Below are 16,415 nucleotides of genomic sequence, written 5' to 3'. Positions count from 1 at the left end.
CGTGTGATGGCCCATGGTTCATGACAGGTACTTCTCTTGGAATGATTCCAAATTGATGATATAATTACCCTATGAGTCATTGTGAGGATGGGCGCATCCGCATCCGCGGCGCCCGTGAGCATAATTTGCAGAATGTGGATGTGGACATTCCCCTGGGGCGGCTGACAGTGGTGACGGGACCTTCCGGATCGGGGAAAACGAGTCTGGCCATGCACACGCTGTATGCGGAAGGGCAGAGGCGTTATATGGAAACCTTTTCCCCGTACGTGCGCCAGTTCATGGACCGTATGGACAAGCCGGACGTGGATGCCGTGGAGAACATTCTTCCGGCCATCGCCCTGCATCAGCGCAACTCCGTCAGGACGTCCCGCTCCACGGTGGGAACCATGACAGGGCTGAACGATTACTGGAAATTCGTTTTCGCCCGTCTGGCCGTGGGGATAGATCCGGAAACCGGACGGGAAATCAAGCCGGAAACACCCGGCTCCATTGATGAAAAGCTGCATGAGGAATTTCCTTCCGGAACGGAGGTGATGGTTTGCCTGGAAGTGGCGCGGCCCGAATCCGTGGACCTGCCCACGCTGAAAAGGAACCTGGTGGCGCAGGGGTATTTGCGCGCCTTTGCGCATGGAGAGGCCCTCCGGCTGGAGGACGAGGAATGGACCCTGGAAGACGGGGCTCCTTTGCTGGTGATTCAAGACCGCGTGAGGCTGGCGGAAGACCAGCGGGAGCGCAGGCTGGAAGCGCTGGAAACGGCCATGCGCCTGGGTGGCGGCGTGGCCCATGTGATTCCCCGCGTGGACGGCATCTGGCTGCCCGCCATGAAATTCCGCGGGGACTGGCATCCGCTGATGGAGCCGCGGCCCGGATTGTTTTCCTTCAATTCCCCCCTGGGGGCATGCCCGGAGTGCCGCGGCTATGGCCGCGTGATCACCATTGACTACAACCGGTGCATCAAGCCGGAGCTCAGCGTCAATGACGGGGCCATCCATATTTTTGAAGGGGAAAGCAAGGTGTTTTCCGAATGCAAGAAGGACCTGATGCGCGGCTGGCGCAAAAATGCCCGCAAAGTTCGTCTGGATGTACCGTGGAAGGATTTGAAACAGTGGGAACGGGACTGGCTGCTGTACGGGGACGGAGAGGATCCGGATGAAATGTATGAACAAGGCCTGTGGTACGGCATTGCGGGCTTTTTCAGGTACCTGGAAAGCCGCACGCATAAAATGCATGTGCGGGTGTACCTGAGCCGTTTCCGCACCTATCAGGAATGCCCCTCCTGCCATGGCTTGCGCCTGAGGCCGGAAGCCCTGCAATTCAAGGTGGGCGGCAGAAGCATGCCGGAACTCTCCGGGATGCCCATGGACGAACTCCTGGCCTGGGTGGATCAATACGTCACGCCGCGCGCGGATGAAGACCCCGGCTTGAAGCATGCCGTGGCGGAACTCAGAAGCCGCCTGGAATATCTGAATGAAGTGGGTCTCGGCTACTTGACGTCCGACCGTCCCACGCGCTCCCTTTCCGGCGGGGAGATTGAACGCGTGAGCTTGACGACCTGCCTGGGCGCTTCCCTGACGGATACTCTGTTTGTGCTGGATGAACCCACCGTAGGGCTCCACCCCCGCGACACTTCCCGTTTGATTTCCGCCATGAACCGGCTTAAAAAGCGCGGGAATACGCTGGTGGTAGTGGAGCATGAGGAAACGGTGATGCGTGCCGCGGACAGCCTGGTGGACATGGGGCCCGGCTCTGGCCGGGAGGGGGGAAAACTGGTTTATTCCGGAGAACCTGCCCGGATTGGGGAAGTTGCGGACTCCCTGACGGGGGCGTTCCTTTCCGGCAGGCGGCGCATCGCGGTGCCTAAAAAGAGGCGCAAGCCGCGTCAATTTCTGACCGTATCCGGCGCCACGCGCCACAACCTGCACAAGCTGGACGTGAAAGTGCCTCTGGGCGTCTTCACCTGCCTGACCGGCGTCAGCGGGTCTGGAAAAAGCACCCTGGCGCACGACGTGCTGTACCTGAACGCTCTGGTGGAAAAAGGGGCCGTATGCGAGGATGAACCCGCCCATGTCAAATCCATCAAGGGCTGGGAACAACTGGATGAAGTGGTGATGGTGGACCAGAGCCCCATCGTCCGGACCCCGCGCTCCACTCCTGCCGTTTATGCCGGGGTCTTTGAAGAAATACGTTCCCTCTTCTCGGAGACGGAAACGGCCCGTGCGCGCGGCATGAAGCCCGGTTTCTTCTCCTTCAACAGCGGCGACGGCCGCTGTCCGCGCTGCATGGGCATGGGGAGTGAAAAGGTGGAAATGCAATTTCTTTCAGATATCTTCGTGCAGTGCCCGCTGTGCCACGGCTCCCGGTACGGAAGTGAAGTGCTGAGCGTGTACCGCGACGGCAGGAACATTGCGGACGTGCTCGGCATGACGGTGGCGGCCGCGCTGGAATACTTCAGAGCGGAAAAAGGGGCCAAGGCCTCCCGCATTGCTTCCAAGCTGGGCGTGCTTCAGCGCGTAGGGCTGGGGCACCTGACCCTGGGGCAGCCGCTGAACACTCTCTCCGGCGGGGAAAACCAGCGGTTGAAGCTGGCTAAAATCCTGCTGGACCAGATTGGATCCGGCGCGAACAGCCCCAAGATGCTGATTCTGGACGAGCCGGGAACGGGACTTCACTTTGCCGATATTGAAATTCTGCTGGCCGTGTTCCGGGAACTGGTGGAGCAGGGGCACACCCTGCTGGTCATCGAGCACAACCCGGAATTCATCAAATCCGCGGACTACGTGATCGACCTGGGGCCGGAAGGCGGCGCAGGCGGCGGCCATGTGGTAGCCACGGGAACGCCGGAGGAAATTGTAGCCTCCGGGAAGGGATATACGGGCAAATACCTCCGGGATGTGCTGGAAGGGCGCCCTTCCGTTTACGATCCGGCGGACGCCGCTATGCCGGAATCCGCTGACGTGGACATACCGGAAGGCGTGATGGCCCTGCGGGGAGCGCGCCACCATAACCTGAAAAACGTGGACCTGGACGTGCCGCGCGGAGAAATGACCGTGCTGACCGGGCTCTCCGGCTCCGGGAAAAGCTCCCTGGCCTTCGACATCTTTTTTGCGGAAGGGCAGCGGCGTTTCATGGACGTCATGTCCCCGTACGCCCGGCAATTCACGGAACAACTGGAAAGCCCTGACATTGACCGCTTGACCGGATTGCCCCCCACGGTGGCCATTGAACAGAACATGTCCCGCGGCGGCACCAAATCCACTGTGGGCACCGTGACGGAAATCTGGCAATTCATGCGTCTGCTATATGCCAAGCTGGGGCAGGCCTACTGCCCGCAGTGCGGCGTGCCGGTGGGCAAAAGATCGGAATCCGAAGTGGTGGAGCTGGTGGTGCGGCAGCTGAAAAAACACGGCAGTCTGGCCTTGCTGGCTCCCCTCGTCAGGGGACGCAAGGGGCATTACGCGGACCTGGCCCGCTGGGCGGAAGGAAAGGGATATGAGGAAATGTGGGTGGATGGCAAATTGGTTCCGTTGAGCGGATTCCAGCCGCTGGACCGTTATTCCAGCCATGACCTGGACCTGGTCGTTTCACGTCCGGAGGCCTCCTGGACCCCGGAAAAACTTGCCGGAGCGGTGCATGCCGCGCTGGAAATGGGGGAAGGTTTCCTGCAAGTGCTTCCGCCCGGTTCCAGCCGGCCGGAGTTGATGGGGACCAAGCTTGCGTGCGCCTCCTGCGGGCAATCTTTCCCGGAACTGGAACCGTACACGTTCTCCTTCAACTCTCCACGCGGGTGGTGCCCTGTGTGCCGCGGGCATGGCATCGTGGGCAAGGGAAAGATGAAGGAAGACCAGGCGCAATCTCTGCTGGAAGCCGAACTGAAATATGACAAGGAACTGGCGCGGCAGGCGGACGATGACAAAGGGGTGAAAATCTGCCCCGCCTGCCAGGGAGTGCGTTTGAATGAATTTGCGCGCGCCGTGCGGCTTCAGGGAGTGACTCCCGGTGAAATCGCCTCCCTGCCTGCCGTAGCCGCCGCGGAACTGGTCAAAGGATGGAAATTTGAACGGGAGGAAGCTCTCATTGCCCGTGACGTGGTGGCGGAAATCACGCAGCGCCTCAACTTCCTCCAGCGGGTGGGGCTGGGCTACCTCTCCCTGGACCGCAGCGCCACGACGCTTTCCGGCGGGGAAACCCAGCGCATCCGCCTGGCATCCCAGCTGGGCTCCCACCTGCGCGGCGTGCTTTACGTGCTGGATGAACCCACCATCGGCCTGCATCCGCGGGACAACGAACTGCTGCTGGGTACACTGGATGAACTCAAGCGCCGGGGCAACACCCTGCTGGTCGTGGAACATGATGAAGACACCATGAAGCGTGCGGACCACATTGTGGACATGGGGCCGGGAGCCGGCATCCATGGCGGCAGGATTATGGCTCAGGGCACCTTTGAGGAACTGGCAGCCATGCCGGACTCCGTCACGGGCGCGGCCCTGCATCATAAGCCGCGCCATCCCTACCGAGGGAAAAGGCGCAGGGTTCCGGCCAGAAAAGATGAAACCGCGTGGCTGCGGGTGGAGGGCTGCCGCCTGCACAACCTGAAGGACGTGAATGCGGCCATTCCCAAGGGGCGGCTGACGGTGCTCACCGGCGTATCCGGCGCGGGGAAAACCTCCCTGATGACGGGAACCATCCGGCTGGCGGCGCGCCAGGCCATCGGCGACAAGCTCACTCGGGACCAGAAAAAGCTGTGGAAAACCTCCTCCGGGTTTGACACGCTGCGCATGGTGTACGGCGTGGACCAAAGCCCCATCGGCAAGACGCCCCGTTCTACGCCCGCCACCTATGTGGGCTTTTTGGACGACATCCGGACCCTGTTCGCGCAAACGGCGGACGCCCGCAGGCTGGGCTTTGACCGTGGGCGCTTCTCCTTCAACACAGGGCAAGGCAACTGTGAATCCTGCAAGGGCACGGGCATGCAAAAGCTGGAAATGGACTTCCTGCCCCCCTGCTATGTGCCGTGCGAAACCTGCCGTGGCAAGCGTTACAACGCCGCCACCCTGACCGTGAGGTACAAGGGGAAAACCATTGCGGACGTGCTCCAGATGGACTTTGCGGAAGCGGCGGAATTCTTTGAAAGCCAGCCCCGCATCTCGGACCCCCTCAAACTGCTGGCGGAAACCGGCCTGGGCTATCTGACCTTGGGGCAGGCTTCCAACACGCTTTCCGGCGGTGAAGCCCAGCGGCTCAAGCTGGTGACGGAGCTCATCAAGGGGCGGCGCGTCAGCCGGAACGCCCTGATGAAGGGCAAGGAACTGCCCGGTGACCTGTACCTCATTGAGGAACCTTCCATCGGCCTGCATCCGCGGGACGTGAGATTGCTCATCGACGTGCTGCACCGCCTGGCGGACCAGGGAAACACGGTCATCGTCATCGAACACAACACGGAAATCATGGCGGAGGCGGACTACATCATCGACATGGGCCCCGGCCCCGGTGAAGCCGGAGGAACCATCGTGGCGGAAGGAACCCCGGAGCAGATAGCCAAAAAGAACTCCCCCACGGCGGAATACATCCGCCGGGAGCTGGAACCGGACAGCGTGTAACCCGTTAAAACAAAAACCTTGTCTTTCAGGACCGTTCCGGAATTACTGGAACGGTCCTTTTTATATGGAGAGAAGGACCAGATGGAGGCTGACGGCGGACGTTGGCCTGGTCACAGGGCGCCGAAATGCTTTTAAAGGAAAAATCAGCTATTCTGAAAATGGCGGAACGGAATTACTGCTGGAAATGTCTTAAAGGAAGTGCAAGGCTGTGTTCCGCATAAGCCCTTTTATTCCTGCGGCAGTGGTTGGCAAATACCGGAGAGGCAGGCGGGAACGGATGTAAAGGCATGAAAGCCATTCTTTAGAAAATCTTTGCACTGCGGTGAAACAACAAGCAATGAATATGGTGGAAAAAATAGTATTTGAACCGTTGGTGGACTCCCACCGGGAGGCCGTCATCCGTATCTTCAACCATTACGTGATGAACGGAACGGCTGCTTTCTCGGATGCGGAACTGCCGGAATCCTTTTATCCCCATATTCTGGAACGCGTGAAAGGTTATCCGGCGTATGCCGTGGTGGACTGCCGGACCGGGGAAGTAGTGGGCTTCTGCTTCCTGAGTGCGTATAAGCCTGTACCCACATTCCGGGAAACGGCCACCGTCACTTACTTCATTGCTCCCTCCCATCTTGGCCGGGGCATTGGCCGGATGTGCCTGGGCCGTCTGGAAGAGGATGCCGTGAAGCAGGGCATCCGCCACATCATTGCGGAAATATCCTCTGAAAACGAACAAAGCATGTCCTTTCACGCTAGCCAGGGCTTTATCCATGCCGGGCGCCTGAAAAACATCGGCTTTAAACTGGGCCGCACCTTTGACATCATTTACATGCAGAAGGAAATCAAGTGATCAGCGCCGGTAATGCAGCGTGCAATAAGATGATGGGAATTTCCGAAAATCCTCTTCCTCACGCTATTCTGATGAGTCCTCTCTGAAAAGACAGGATGGCAGCGCCCTTCTCGTAGGCATCGTAAAGATTTCTCTAGTTTTGTAGGCGTCTTACCGCCCCAGATGACCGCAGGCTAACTTCCTTCCAGAGTGCTGCTGCTGTGAAAGACTGCGAGAAATTCGTTAACCAGTGCATTCACAGAGCGCAAGGGAAACAGATTTGCCGGAAATAGAAGCCGGCTCGTTCGCTGCTGTCAAACCGAACACTATCCGTGTTACAATGTACTGGCATTTCCTGCGTCTGAAAACGACAATCGCCAAGCTTGGCTGTTAAACTGGTACGGCATTTGGGAAATAGTCCAAAACAAAAACAGGAATATTTTTCAAATGATCATAAATTCGTTAAAGTCTTCCAATATGTTTTCATATACATGTAGATTAGTTCAAATGAGTACCTAATGTCCATCAACCAATCCGGAACAGGGTGTAAGTGTTTTAACCTTTTTTTCAGTAATTGATGTTGCTGAACCGGGACTAACGCTACTCTCAATCCGGTACTGGCTCTTCTTGAATCAGCATGATATCTTTCACGAGGTATCTCTTTCTCATTATCAGGTATGAAAGAAAACACTCTTCCCCCGAGGGAGGTGACTGATAAACCAGTATCGGTTGATAAATTGCCGGTATCCGTTTTCCAGTTGACGGGATTGCGGCCATGCAAACGATGAGAATGATAAAAATCCGCACATAACTCCCATACATTGCCCAACATGTCATGAAACCCCCATGCATTGGGTTCTTTTTGTCCCACAGGATAGGCCCCTGTATTGGCATCGTGAAAATCCATCCATGCTACTTTCTCAAGATTATCGGGAAGAACGATTTCCTTGCCGCAGGAATAGGCTAATTCCCACTGTGCCTCCGTAGGCAGGGAAAAGCAATATCCTTCCGGAAGAATCCCCTGTTGTCGTGCAATCTCGGTTAATCGATCACAAAAATCCAGGCATTCATCATAGGATACCTGGCACATGGGGTACCGTGCGCCCGTTGTGATGGTCCATCTGTCTTCCAATTCCGGAATCGGGATCCATCCCATCATCTTTTCCCATTCCTCCTGTGTGATTTCGTACTTCCCCAGCCAGTAGGGATAAGTAATTTCCGTACGATGTCCAGATTTTGTAATTGGGTAACTTCCTTTTGGAATGAAAATCAAGGTGAGCTTGTGTTCCGAATGGGGAATATCCATTTTTAACACATCTCCGGCCTGGGCAGATTGAACATTGGCTGTCGCAGGGGGTACTATGTCCAGGCATGTAATATCATTGCCAGGATAAAGGACAAAGATGAGCAAAGCCAATAATGCTATAATAGAGAAACTGATTTTCTTATTATTTTTTATCCATTTTATTATAAATTTCATTCCGAAGAGACAGGATAATTTTAATTATTTTTTAATTTAGCCTCCAGTAATTGCTTGGCTGTTTTTCTGTCAGTATTTTTCAAATTCTGGTTAGCTCCTTGTTTAATCAGAAAATTGTAGGCACTTATTTGTCCTGTACGAGCAGCATAATGTAAGGCAGTTTCTTTGTAGGGAAAGGTCATAGAGGGTAGCTTCATTTCATTTGAAGCAACATTAATATCAGCCCCTAATTCGAGTAATTTCTTCATGGTATCAATATCCCCGATAGCTGCCGCTAACATAAGGGCTGCTTCGCTTCCATTCCATTTTTTATCATACGGATTAAGATTTGGTTGTGGAGTCATGTTTGACGACAAATCCCAGTATGATTGTAATGAATTTCTAATCATATCTTTTCCTACAATGTAGGCAGGAGTATTGTAATGTAGATAATAAGGTGGAATATAGGGATTTCTTGTTTCTTCTTTTTTGGGGGTTATGGATGTACAAGATCCTAATAAGTTTAATGCTAAAAAAATCGAAAGGAATATAATATTAGTTTTCATGTTAAATAATTTATGATATACTTGTAGTTTTTAAAGTTCATGTGGATGATTTTTATGAAAAAAACAAGAATCATGCATAGATTTTTTGTTATATTTAAAATAGGTAAATAATATTTTATGATTTGTAAACAGCTTTTACAGAATGATATTTCTTTAATTTTCATTTAACACAACAAGCAAATTTGGATAACTCTTCTGCCTTCAATAAAGAATCATTGGGATTAAAAATATGTATCGGAATTACATAACTTGGATGCACTTTATAAATATCAGGCGTGGCTCTTCCCTCAAGATATTGGGAACCTAATATCATACATCCTATACTCCATCCTAGAATTTTCAATTCATCATCAAGAAAAAAGTAACCAACTGCATCATAATTACCCATTCCCTCTGCTTGAGACCATGTTGAGAAGAGGGGGATGTCGTATATATATTTTACTTTTTCTTTATCTTTTTCACTAAAAAACCAATTAATTTTATCAAATTTAACCTTATTCATTAGGTATGGCGTTCCTTTCTTTAAGTCATCGCGGATTTCATCAATATTTTTCATTTTAGAAAGATATTGATTCATGGATGTGCTTTTCTTACGAAAAATGCTTAATAAGCTATGTAAATCTTTTGGTTTCTTATCAACTGTTTTTTCAAAAACTTCTGGGGTTATGTCGGATGGATTTACGCTATATTTGATATAAAGACAGGTATAAACCAACGGAAGAGGAAAAAATATGAATAATGTAATTATAAATATACTAACTCCAACCAGAAATTTTACTATTCCCAATTTATTGTTCATTTTTTTTATTTTCATAGAAAACTAGCATAATTAAATTATGAGAAATGCGTAATTTATTCATCATTTAAATAATCCGCTGGCTATATTCCAAAAATTCGAATTATTAGAAGGGATATAAACAGCGCCATGGTTGTCGCCAAAGTCATTCGTAAAATCATGAGTTATTACATTTGCTGGCACATTTTCGGGATGATCTGGGCCATTCTCTCCCAGAGCCACATTGAATTCAGAAAGTGGATAAACGAATTCTAAAATATCATCTTCTTTGCTGATTGCTAAATGAATAGAATCAGCATTAGCAGGAGCTTTTTCAAATTCTTCTCCTGGTTCCAGAGACTCATTGTCAACTGCAGGATTGGCCAAGAAAACATTGCCTATATTGCCGATATCTTCCCCATGAGCCAATGCTTCAAGAGCTACTCCAGCTCCTAAGCTATGAGTTCCGATATGTACTTTTATGTTAGGACATTTGGCTTTTAAATCTCTAAGAAAATGAGAAAATGCACCTGATCCTGTAAATCTAGAACCTTTTACCGCGTCTTTAAAGTTTGAAGCACCAGGATTCCCGTTCCACGCAAACCCATAAACATCGCATTTTCCTTCCGAACTCTTATAAGCTTTTTCAACCACTTCAAATCTTGTCATCGCTTCTGCTAGAGTAGTATTATAACCATGGATCCATACTAACACACATCCGCATTTTGGACAATGACCTATTGTTCCTTCATAGGCATCTGACAAATTTGAAGGAAAAACCAGTCCATCATGATATATGTATTTTACAGATTCAGTAGCATTAATTAATATATATAGACCAAGATAATCAAGTTGTTTAAAAATTCTATTTTTGATAAATCCATATAAGTTTCGTCCTCCGTATTCCCGAATAAGATCCCTGTTAATCCACCTGCCATCTGTAGGATTCAGGTAGCGGTAATTGTAGTAGATCAGGCCAAGCTCGTCGTCCATGAACTCGCAGGAAAACCTGAACTTGTTTTCCTGAGCCCTGTCGCCCTGCGCCGTGATTAGGGCTCCAAGGGAGGCATATTCATAGCGCGCCCTTCGCGTCTGCTTACAGTCGAAGATGGAAGTGACGTTTTTGAGCATATCATGCATGAAGTAAAGATGCTCGTTGACACTTGTTCCATCCTCCTTCCAGTTGGTCATCATCAGGATGCGCGTAGCAGTCGATTCTGTAGGATCCCACAGATAGGTCTTCACAAGTCTGTAAGAAGGACGCATCAAATCCAGTTCAGCTATTTGCAAATAGCCCTGGTATAGATACCATGCATGGCTGACAGTTGAACCATTAACTGCTACTTTTTTCTCAAAGCGGCGTCCCTGGTAATCGTAGGAGCAAGTAATCACGGTTCTTCCGTCTTCTTGAGTAAAATAACACAGGGCGGTCATTGGCATCATAGCTCACTTTCCAAATGCCTGTCGAGGTCTTGATCCTGGTCTGATTACCGTCTGCATCGTAAGTGGGAATGAATGGTTCCGTATTTCTGGTAATGTCCGTGTACTGGTTGAGCCGGTTGGCATTGTAGGATACTTCTTCCTCCAGTTCCCGTGCAGTCTTGCGGTTGCCGATGTTGTCGTACCGGTAGCTGTAGCTGCCTCTCTCCCTGAGTTGATCTCCAGTCAATTCACTGCGGCTATTGTAGGTAAAATCTCTTAGCGTGGCAGGAGTGGTTCCATCCCAGGAGTCCCGGCGTTGAACTGGACGCGTCAGGGCATCATACTGGTATTCATGGCCGGCGGCCATGCCTCCATTTCCCTGCTTCTCATAGCCAATGGAAGCCACGAGGTTGAGCTTGGGATGGTAGATAGATGTTGCTGCGAACCATGCCGTTGGGGTAGGTGAGCCGGTTGAGGAAGCCGCTGGTTTCATCGTATTCCCAAGTGAAGGAAGAGGCCAAACCATCCAGATTCATCCCAATCATGCCACCTTTCCGATCGTAGTCAAGATGGGAGTGCTGCACCGTGCGGGTTCCGGTCATGAGGCGGTAGCCGGTGGAACGTCCGAACGTGTCGAAGTCTTCCTGAAGGCTGCTTTCTACCGTTCCAAAGGAAGTGTCCCGAACCATTCTGCCGTAACTGTCATGGGAAAGTTCCCGGAGGCCGGAGGCGTCCCGGATAAAAGTCATCTGCCCGAGATGATTGTAGGAGAACTCCCATCCCGGAGTATCGTCGCTGTGGGAGACGGAGACAAGTTCTCCTGTCAATGGAGCATAGGCGTACGTCGTGACAATGCCTCTGGCCTTGGTGACGGTTTCCGGACGGTTGAACTGGTCGTAGGTTCTGAGAACGCAGGAGCCGTCGGCATAGGTTTTCTTCAGTTCCATTCCCGTGGCCTCGTCGTAGAGCCAGGTGGTAGTGTCCCCGTCGGCGCGGCCGGAAGGATCAGTGATGATGTCCCCTTCGTCCACCCTGAAAGTAGTCAGTGAGACCATACGATCGGCTTCATCGTAGGCGAAACTGGCCGGCTGGAGGGACGTGCCGTATTCGGCTATCTTTCTTCCCTGGATGTCGTAGGAATAGCAAGTAGTACCTCCCATGGAATCGGTGATGGAAGCCACAGCATCGCAGCAGGGCAGGTAGCTGGTGGTGGTTACGTTGCCGGCTGCATCCGTGGATTTGACTGGTCGTCCGTCTAAGTCAGTTTCAATCGTTGTGGCATTGCCCCGGGCATCCGTCTGATGCAGAATCATGCCTGTAGAGGTATAGGAGCGTTCCTGCGAGGAATGAATGCCCGCATGGTTCGTCTGGCTCACTGTAAAACCATCAATGACCAGGGCCACCTTGGATTCCTCCGGCTTTTCCAGGTTAATCACGCCGGATTCTATCATTTCATTGTACAAGTCGTTCCCTTCACGGGTGCGTTCCCCCCTCCCGCGCCGCCGAAGGCGCCGATTTTGCGAAAGGGCAGATGAGGTCGATTACTTTGATGCCCGTTTCCAGCACTTCCGTGCTGGTGGATTGCTCGTCCAGCGGCGGAGCGCTGCGGTGAATGCTTTTCATGCCGGAGCAGGAGAGCGCGCCGCGTTCGTCCACGGCTTCACCCAGCACATTGAAGATGCTATAATCATGAAAATAAGAGAAAGAGTGCAAGCTATAATATTTACTCAAATTTTGATTTTCTTCATCATATAATAAAATACTTATAAAAAATATAATATATTTAAAATAAATAATAAAATTAATATAAGCAATGATGTTCGGTTATACCATGCGTCTGAACCCGGCTCCGTGGAGAGTTCCAGATCCTTGGTGGGGATGGAAAGGGAGATGGAGGAGTGGGCGTGAAGGTGGAGAAAACAGGTGGCGGGAGCCATGACCTTGAGGTATCCGGACTATTCGTGCCGGGTGTTGTTGGAAGCAGTTCGTTTGGGGATAAGGACGGGAGCGGAGAGTCCGTTGACCAGGAAGTTGCCCTGGGGCTGTCCGTTGGGGTACATGGGAATGAAGGGATAGACGGTGTCCATGGCGCCGATATTGAAAGTGTTGTTCATGGTAATGAAATGATGTTTGTTCAATGGTTGCGACTACCATGAATCAAAAACCAGCAACGTAAACACGTCGGGAACGTTATGATATTTGGTGAGTTTTTGAGGCGGATGGCAACGTGGGAAAAGGGAGGGGATTCTTCTCCGGTGGCACGTATTTCTTTGCCATATTTTCAAAATTTACCCATTGCCAGCTTAAAAGGCAGCGTGCTAGCGTCCATCAATGAATTCGTTCAACATCTAACTCCATTATTTCATGAGCACCACATTGAAAAAGATCTATGTCAACGGGTTCCCCAGTCTCTACGGGGGCGCGGGAACCGAACTCCACCACCAGATTCTGGTCTGGCTCCACATGGGTATTGACGTGCATATCATCCCCACCAACGGCGGATTTGAAAATGAAGCCCTTTATTTGGAAATGATCCGTCTGGGCGTCCATATCCACGCTCCCAATGACTGGACAGTCCTGCAGGAAGGGGATGCCATCATCGGATTTTGCAACGGAGAATTTCTGGAAAACATGCCCGCCATTCGCCAGCGCACCAAACGCACCATCTTTGTCAACTGCATGACCTGGCTTTTCAACAAGGAAAAGGAACTCATGAAGCAGGGGCTCATTGCCATGTTCCTTTACCAGAACGAGGAAGTCAGGCAGAAGAACATGCCCCTGCTCAAGCGCTGCAACGACGACCCTACCATTGCTTTCATGACGTTCAAGCCTTACTTCCACAACGAATCCTTCCCTTTCATTGAGGAGAGGACGCAGGAATACTTCGGCTGCGGGCGCATCTCGCGCCAGGACGCGGACAAATTTGCGGCCAATACGCTCCATATTTATGAATATTTCGTGGCGCCTGTCTTCAAGCGTGGCCTTTTTCTGGGGTTTGACCAGAGGAGCCGGGAGAAAATCGGAGAGCCTTACAGTTGGATACGCACGGCCCGCGACCAGAGGGAGGTGAGCCAGCAGGACTTTTACAAGCACTGCCAAATCGTGCTCCAACCGACGGACACGACGGAGAACTGGCCGCGTGTCGGTTTTGAATCCATGGCCAGCGGAAGCGTGCTTGTGGTGGACAACCGTGGAGGCTGGAGGCAGATGGTGGAGCATGGCAAGACCGGATGGCTGTGCGACCATGAAAGGGATTTTATCTACTACGCCAGCAAGATGGCCTACGAACCCAACCTGAGGTCCGACATGGCCCACGCGGCGCGGGAGCGTGGACTGGAGCTTGGAGGGCTGGAAGCGTCTGTAGCCAGCTGGGAGGAAGTCTTTGACGCGGTGGAAAAACTGCCGGCTTAGAAATGGGAGGAAAAACCATGAAAAAGAAAACAAATATTGTCGTAGGCATTTGTTCATGCCATGGAACGGGAGATAAACGGAAAGCGGTAAGGTCTACCTGGCTGGCCCATCCCGCGCAGAACGTTGAATGCATGTTCTTTGTAGGAGGAAACCGGGTTCCGGAGGGGGAAGAAGAAGATACGGTGGGGCTTGATGCGCCCGATGGCTACAACGAGCTCCCCGCAAAAGTGAAATCCTTCTTTCGTTACGCGCTGGAGAATTACGAATTTGAATGGCTCTTTAAATGTGATGACGATACGTATTTGGAATTGAGCCGGTTGACCTCCTTGATAGATGAAGATTATGATCTGATTGGGGATGCGATGGTTGCGCTTCGCAATTCACCGAGCGGAGGGGCGGGCTACCTGCTGAAGCGCAGCATGGTGGAAAAGCTGGTGAATGCGCCGGGTTTTGCGGAATGCGGGGCAGAGGATGTGATCGTAGGTGAACTGGCAGGCAGGCTCGAAGGCCGCTTGAAATCCACGAAACGGCTTTACATGTCCAATGTTTATTACCCGGAACGGGATAATGACATGGTAACGGCCCACTGGTGTTCTCCCGACATCATGCAGGCCCTGTATTCGTTTAATTACAAAATTCCCTCCGCTGTGTGCGATGTTGTTCATCTTCATTGGAAAGGGGAAATGCTGTTTTATTCCAACGGGGCGTTCAGGAGACGGGATACTTCCTGCTATGGCTGGTGGAGCATTGGCTCCAAGGGTGAACTGAAGCTGAGATGGCAGATGTGGCCTATGGAGCAGCTCCTTTTGGAGGGAGAACGGTTTATCGGATCTGAAACGGAGATATTCCAGCGGCCGGACATGCCGTCCCTGGCCCGGTTATGGGCTGAACGCCGCCTTTCTTCCGGCAACGTGGAAATCATGGACCAATCTCCTCTGCTGTATATCCATTTGGGGTGCGGCACCCGGAGGTTGAATGGCTGGTTGAATCTGGACGCTCCCAATTATGATATTACCAGGCCGCTCCCGTGGAAGGACGATTCCGTAGACGCTTTTTATCTGGAGCATGTCATTGGAACAGTAACGCCTGCAGAGGCCTGCCGATTTTTCACGGAAGCCTTCCGTGCTCTAAAACCCGGAGGAATCTTACGATTAAGTTTCCGGGACGTGCGCCTGATGCGCGGGGTGATGACGCCCGCGTTCAGGCAATACATGAAGAAACAGGGGAAAGGAAATCACACTCCGGAGAATGATTTGTGTGCATTTATGGAAGTCTACAAGCAACAATCCCTGTGGTCTGCCGATTTCCTGAGTTATGTTTTGGAAGAGCTGGGGTTCCAGGTTTCCCAGCATGCTCCGGGTAATTCCCGCCATTTGCACCTTCAGTGTCTTGAAAGGCGATCCGACAGGGATGAACATCCTTTTGACCTGCTGGGCACGGTTTGCCTGGATGCCCGGAAACCGCAGAAGACTGTTACCGGTAAATTTTTATCCTTGCGTCCCGCTTCTGTTCCGGCATCTCCCGGTTACGTCACGACGCAGTTTATGCCCGGCTCGCGTACGTGCAATCATCTGTTCCAGATAGCTGCTGCCTATGCGCATGCTCTCCGGCTGGGTGTGGGATGCCGTATTCCCTGGAGATACAGTTCCGAGACCTGGGAGCTGATGACTTATCTGGGTGAGGCCTGTTCGCTGTGCCCGGACGGCGGTTATAACGATCCCGTGACATACAGGGAACCCGGATTTTCCTACCATCCCATTCCTGAAACGGTTCGCTACGGCGCCTTGAGAGGGTATTTCCAGAGTGAGCGGTATTTCAAGGATGTTGCGGAAGAAATCCGTTCCCTGTTTGCTCCTCTTATTGCTCCCGTCCAGGAGGGCGTGGCCGGCGTTCATATAAGGATGGGGGACTATCTTGACCGTACAGACATGTACCATACGCCGGATGTTCCCTTTCTTAATGAAGCTTTACGGAGGCTTTCCGGCAACATCAGTAAGCTGGTCGTCTTTTCCGATTCTCCGGAATTGGCCCGGAAATTGATGGAGGGCGTTCCGGAAGCAACGCGTTTTGAAATAGTCATGGATGAGCATGGGACGCTGGACGCCCTCCGGGAATTGACGTCCATGCAGGAACTCGTCCTTTCCTGTTCCTCCTTTTCCTGGTGGGGGGCATGGCTTGGAGACCAGCAGAGGGTTTTTATTCAAAAACAGTGGTTTACCGGAAAGATTGAGGACGAGCAGGACATTTTCTGCCCGCAATGGATTAAACTTTAACAGGTACATTTTATGAAATGTGTTTTGATTGTGTCTTCTGGGGAAAAGTCGGAGGGAGCTTCGGAATTGCACCGGATGGGTTATGA

General features: G+C 51.8%; 12 protein-coding genes. 4 read left to right on the top strand and 8 right to left on the bottom strand.

All coding sequences use genetic code 11. From position 1 onward, the window contains the following. Positions 1-71: 71 nt before the first annotated feature. A complete protein-coding gene (gene uvrA / locus J5W70_RS12665; RefSeq protein ID WP_022397099.1) occupies positions 72-5,597 on the top strand; it encodes an excinuclease ABC subunit UvrA in 5,526 nt (1,841 codons plus the stop codon). A 337-nt stretch (positions 5,598-5,934) separates the two neighbouring features. After that, on the top strand, positions 5,935-6,444 hold the full coding sequence (locus J5W70_RS12660; protein ID WP_022397100.1) for a GNAT family N-acetyltransferase: 510 nt from the start codon (positions 5,935-5,937) through the stop codon (positions 6,442-6,444). Positions 6,445-6,874: 430 nt separating this feature from the next. On the opposite strand, the gene J5W70_RS12655 is transcribed toward J5W70_RS12660, so the two are convergent. From J5W70_RS12655 to J5W70_RS12625, 8 genes are all read right to left on the bottom strand, one after another. Next, a complete protein-coding gene (locus tag J5W70_RS12655) occupies positions 6,875-7,903 on the bottom strand; it encodes a formylglycine-generating enzyme family protein (protein ID WP_022397101.1) in 1,029 nt (342 codons plus the stop codon). Positions 7,904-7,923: 20 nt separating this feature from the next. Next, entirely contained in the window at positions 7,924-8,448 is a 525-nt protein-coding gene (locus J5W70_RS12650; protein ID WP_022397102.1) for an ankyrin repeat domain-containing protein, read from the bottom strand. A gap of 160 nt (positions 8,449-8,608) precedes the next feature. Next, the gene (locus tag J5W70_RS12645; RefSeq protein ID WP_146020074.1) at positions 8,609-9,247 is read right to left on the bottom strand and encodes a hypothetical protein; all 639 of its coding nucleotides are present in this window, start codon (positions 9,245-9,247) and stop codon (positions 8,609-8,611) included. Positions 9,248-9,307: 60 nt separating this feature from the next. Then, positions 9,308-10,615: an RHS repeat-associated core domain-containing protein gene (locus J5W70_RS12640; RefSeq protein WP_180973714.1), complete on the bottom strand. Its 1,308-nt coding sequence runs from the start codon at positions 10,613-10,615 to the stop codon at positions 9,308-9,310. Beyond that, complete coding sequence (locus tag J5W70_RS12635) at positions 10,575-11,051, bottom strand: hypothetical protein (RefSeq protein ID WP_146020073.1); 477 nt, start codon at positions 11,049-11,051, stop codon at positions 10,575-10,577. Before J5W70_RS12635 ends, J5W70_RS12640 begins: the two co-directional genes overlap by 41 nt. Continuing rightward, positions 11,032-12,081, bottom strand: a complete 1,050-nt coding sequence (locus J5W70_RS12875; RefSeq protein ID WP_257228524.1) for a hypothetical protein — start codon at positions 12,079-12,081, stop codon at positions 11,032-11,034. Before J5W70_RS12875 ends, J5W70_RS12635 begins: the two co-directional genes overlap by 20 nt. A 37-nt stretch (positions 12,082-12,118) precedes the next feature. After that, positions 12,119-12,358 carry a hypothetical protein gene (locus J5W70_RS12630; RefSeq protein ID WP_257228296.1) on the bottom strand — a complete coding sequence of 80 codons (240 nt, stop codon included), beginning with the start codon at positions 12,356-12,358 and terminating at the stop codon, positions 12,119-12,121. A gap of 242 nt (positions 12,359-12,600) precedes the next feature. Continuing rightward, positions 12,601-12,759, bottom strand: a complete 159-nt coding sequence (locus J5W70_RS12625; protein WP_022397449.1) for a hypothetical protein — start codon at positions 12,757-12,759, stop codon at positions 12,601-12,603. A gap of 250 nt (positions 12,760-13,009) precedes the next feature. Between J5W70_RS12625 and J5W70_RS12620 the strand changes: the two genes are divergently transcribed. Then, a complete protein-coding gene (locus tag J5W70_RS12620) occupies positions 13,010-14,056 on the top strand; it encodes a glycosyltransferase (RefSeq protein WP_022397448.1) in 1,047 nt (348 codons plus the stop codon). 2 nt (positions 14,057-14,058) lie between these two features. Continuing rightward, the gene (locus J5W70_RS12615) at positions 14,059-16,329 is read left to right on the top strand and encodes an alpha-1,2-fucosyltransferase (protein ID WP_102731378.1); all 2,271 of its coding nucleotides are present in this window, start codon (positions 14,059-14,061) and stop codon (positions 16,327-16,329) included. Positions 16,330-16,415 lie beyond the last annotated feature (86 nt).

The sequence above is a fragment of the Akkermansia massiliensis genome, assembly GCF_018847375.1.
Classification (GTDB): Bacteria; Verrucomicrobiota; Verrucomicrobiia; order Verrucomicrobiales; family Akkermansiaceae; genus Akkermansia; species Akkermansia massiliensis.
Note: the sequence above shows the minus strand (reverse complement) of the source record. Positions and strands in the feature narration are given on the sequence as shown.

Bases quoted from the DNA above. Each gene is read 5' to 3' on its own strand.
- uvrA (WP_022397099.1), top strand. From the start codon at position 72: ATGAGTCATTGTGAGGATGGGCGCATCCGCATCCGCGGCGCCCGTGAG.
- J5W70_RS12660 (WP_022397100.1), top strand. From the start codon at position 5,935: ATGAATATGGTGGAAAAAATAGTATTTGAACCGTTGGTGGACTCCCAC.
- J5W70_RS12655 (WP_022397101.1), bottom strand. From the start codon at position 7,903: ATGAAATTTATAATAAAATGGATAAAAAATAATAAGAAAATCAGTTTC.
- J5W70_RS12650 (WP_022397102.1), bottom strand. From the start codon at position 8,448: ATGAAAACTAATATTATATTCCTTTCGATTTTTTTAGCATTAAACTTA.
- J5W70_RS12645 (WP_146020074.1), bottom strand. From the start codon at position 9,247: ATGAACAATAAATTGGGAATAGTAAAATTTCTGGTTGGAGTTAGTATA.
- J5W70_RS12625 (WP_022397449.1), bottom strand. From the start codon at position 12,759: ATGAACAACACTTTCAATATCGGCGCCATGGACACCGTCTATCCCTTC.
- J5W70_RS12620 (WP_022397448.1), top strand. From the start codon at position 13,010: ATGAGCACCACATTGAAAAAGATCTATGTCAACGGGTTCCCCAGTCTC.
- J5W70_RS12615 (WP_102731378.1), top strand. From the start codon at position 14,059: ATGGGAGGAAAAACCATGAAAAAGAAAACAAATATTGTCGTAGGCATT.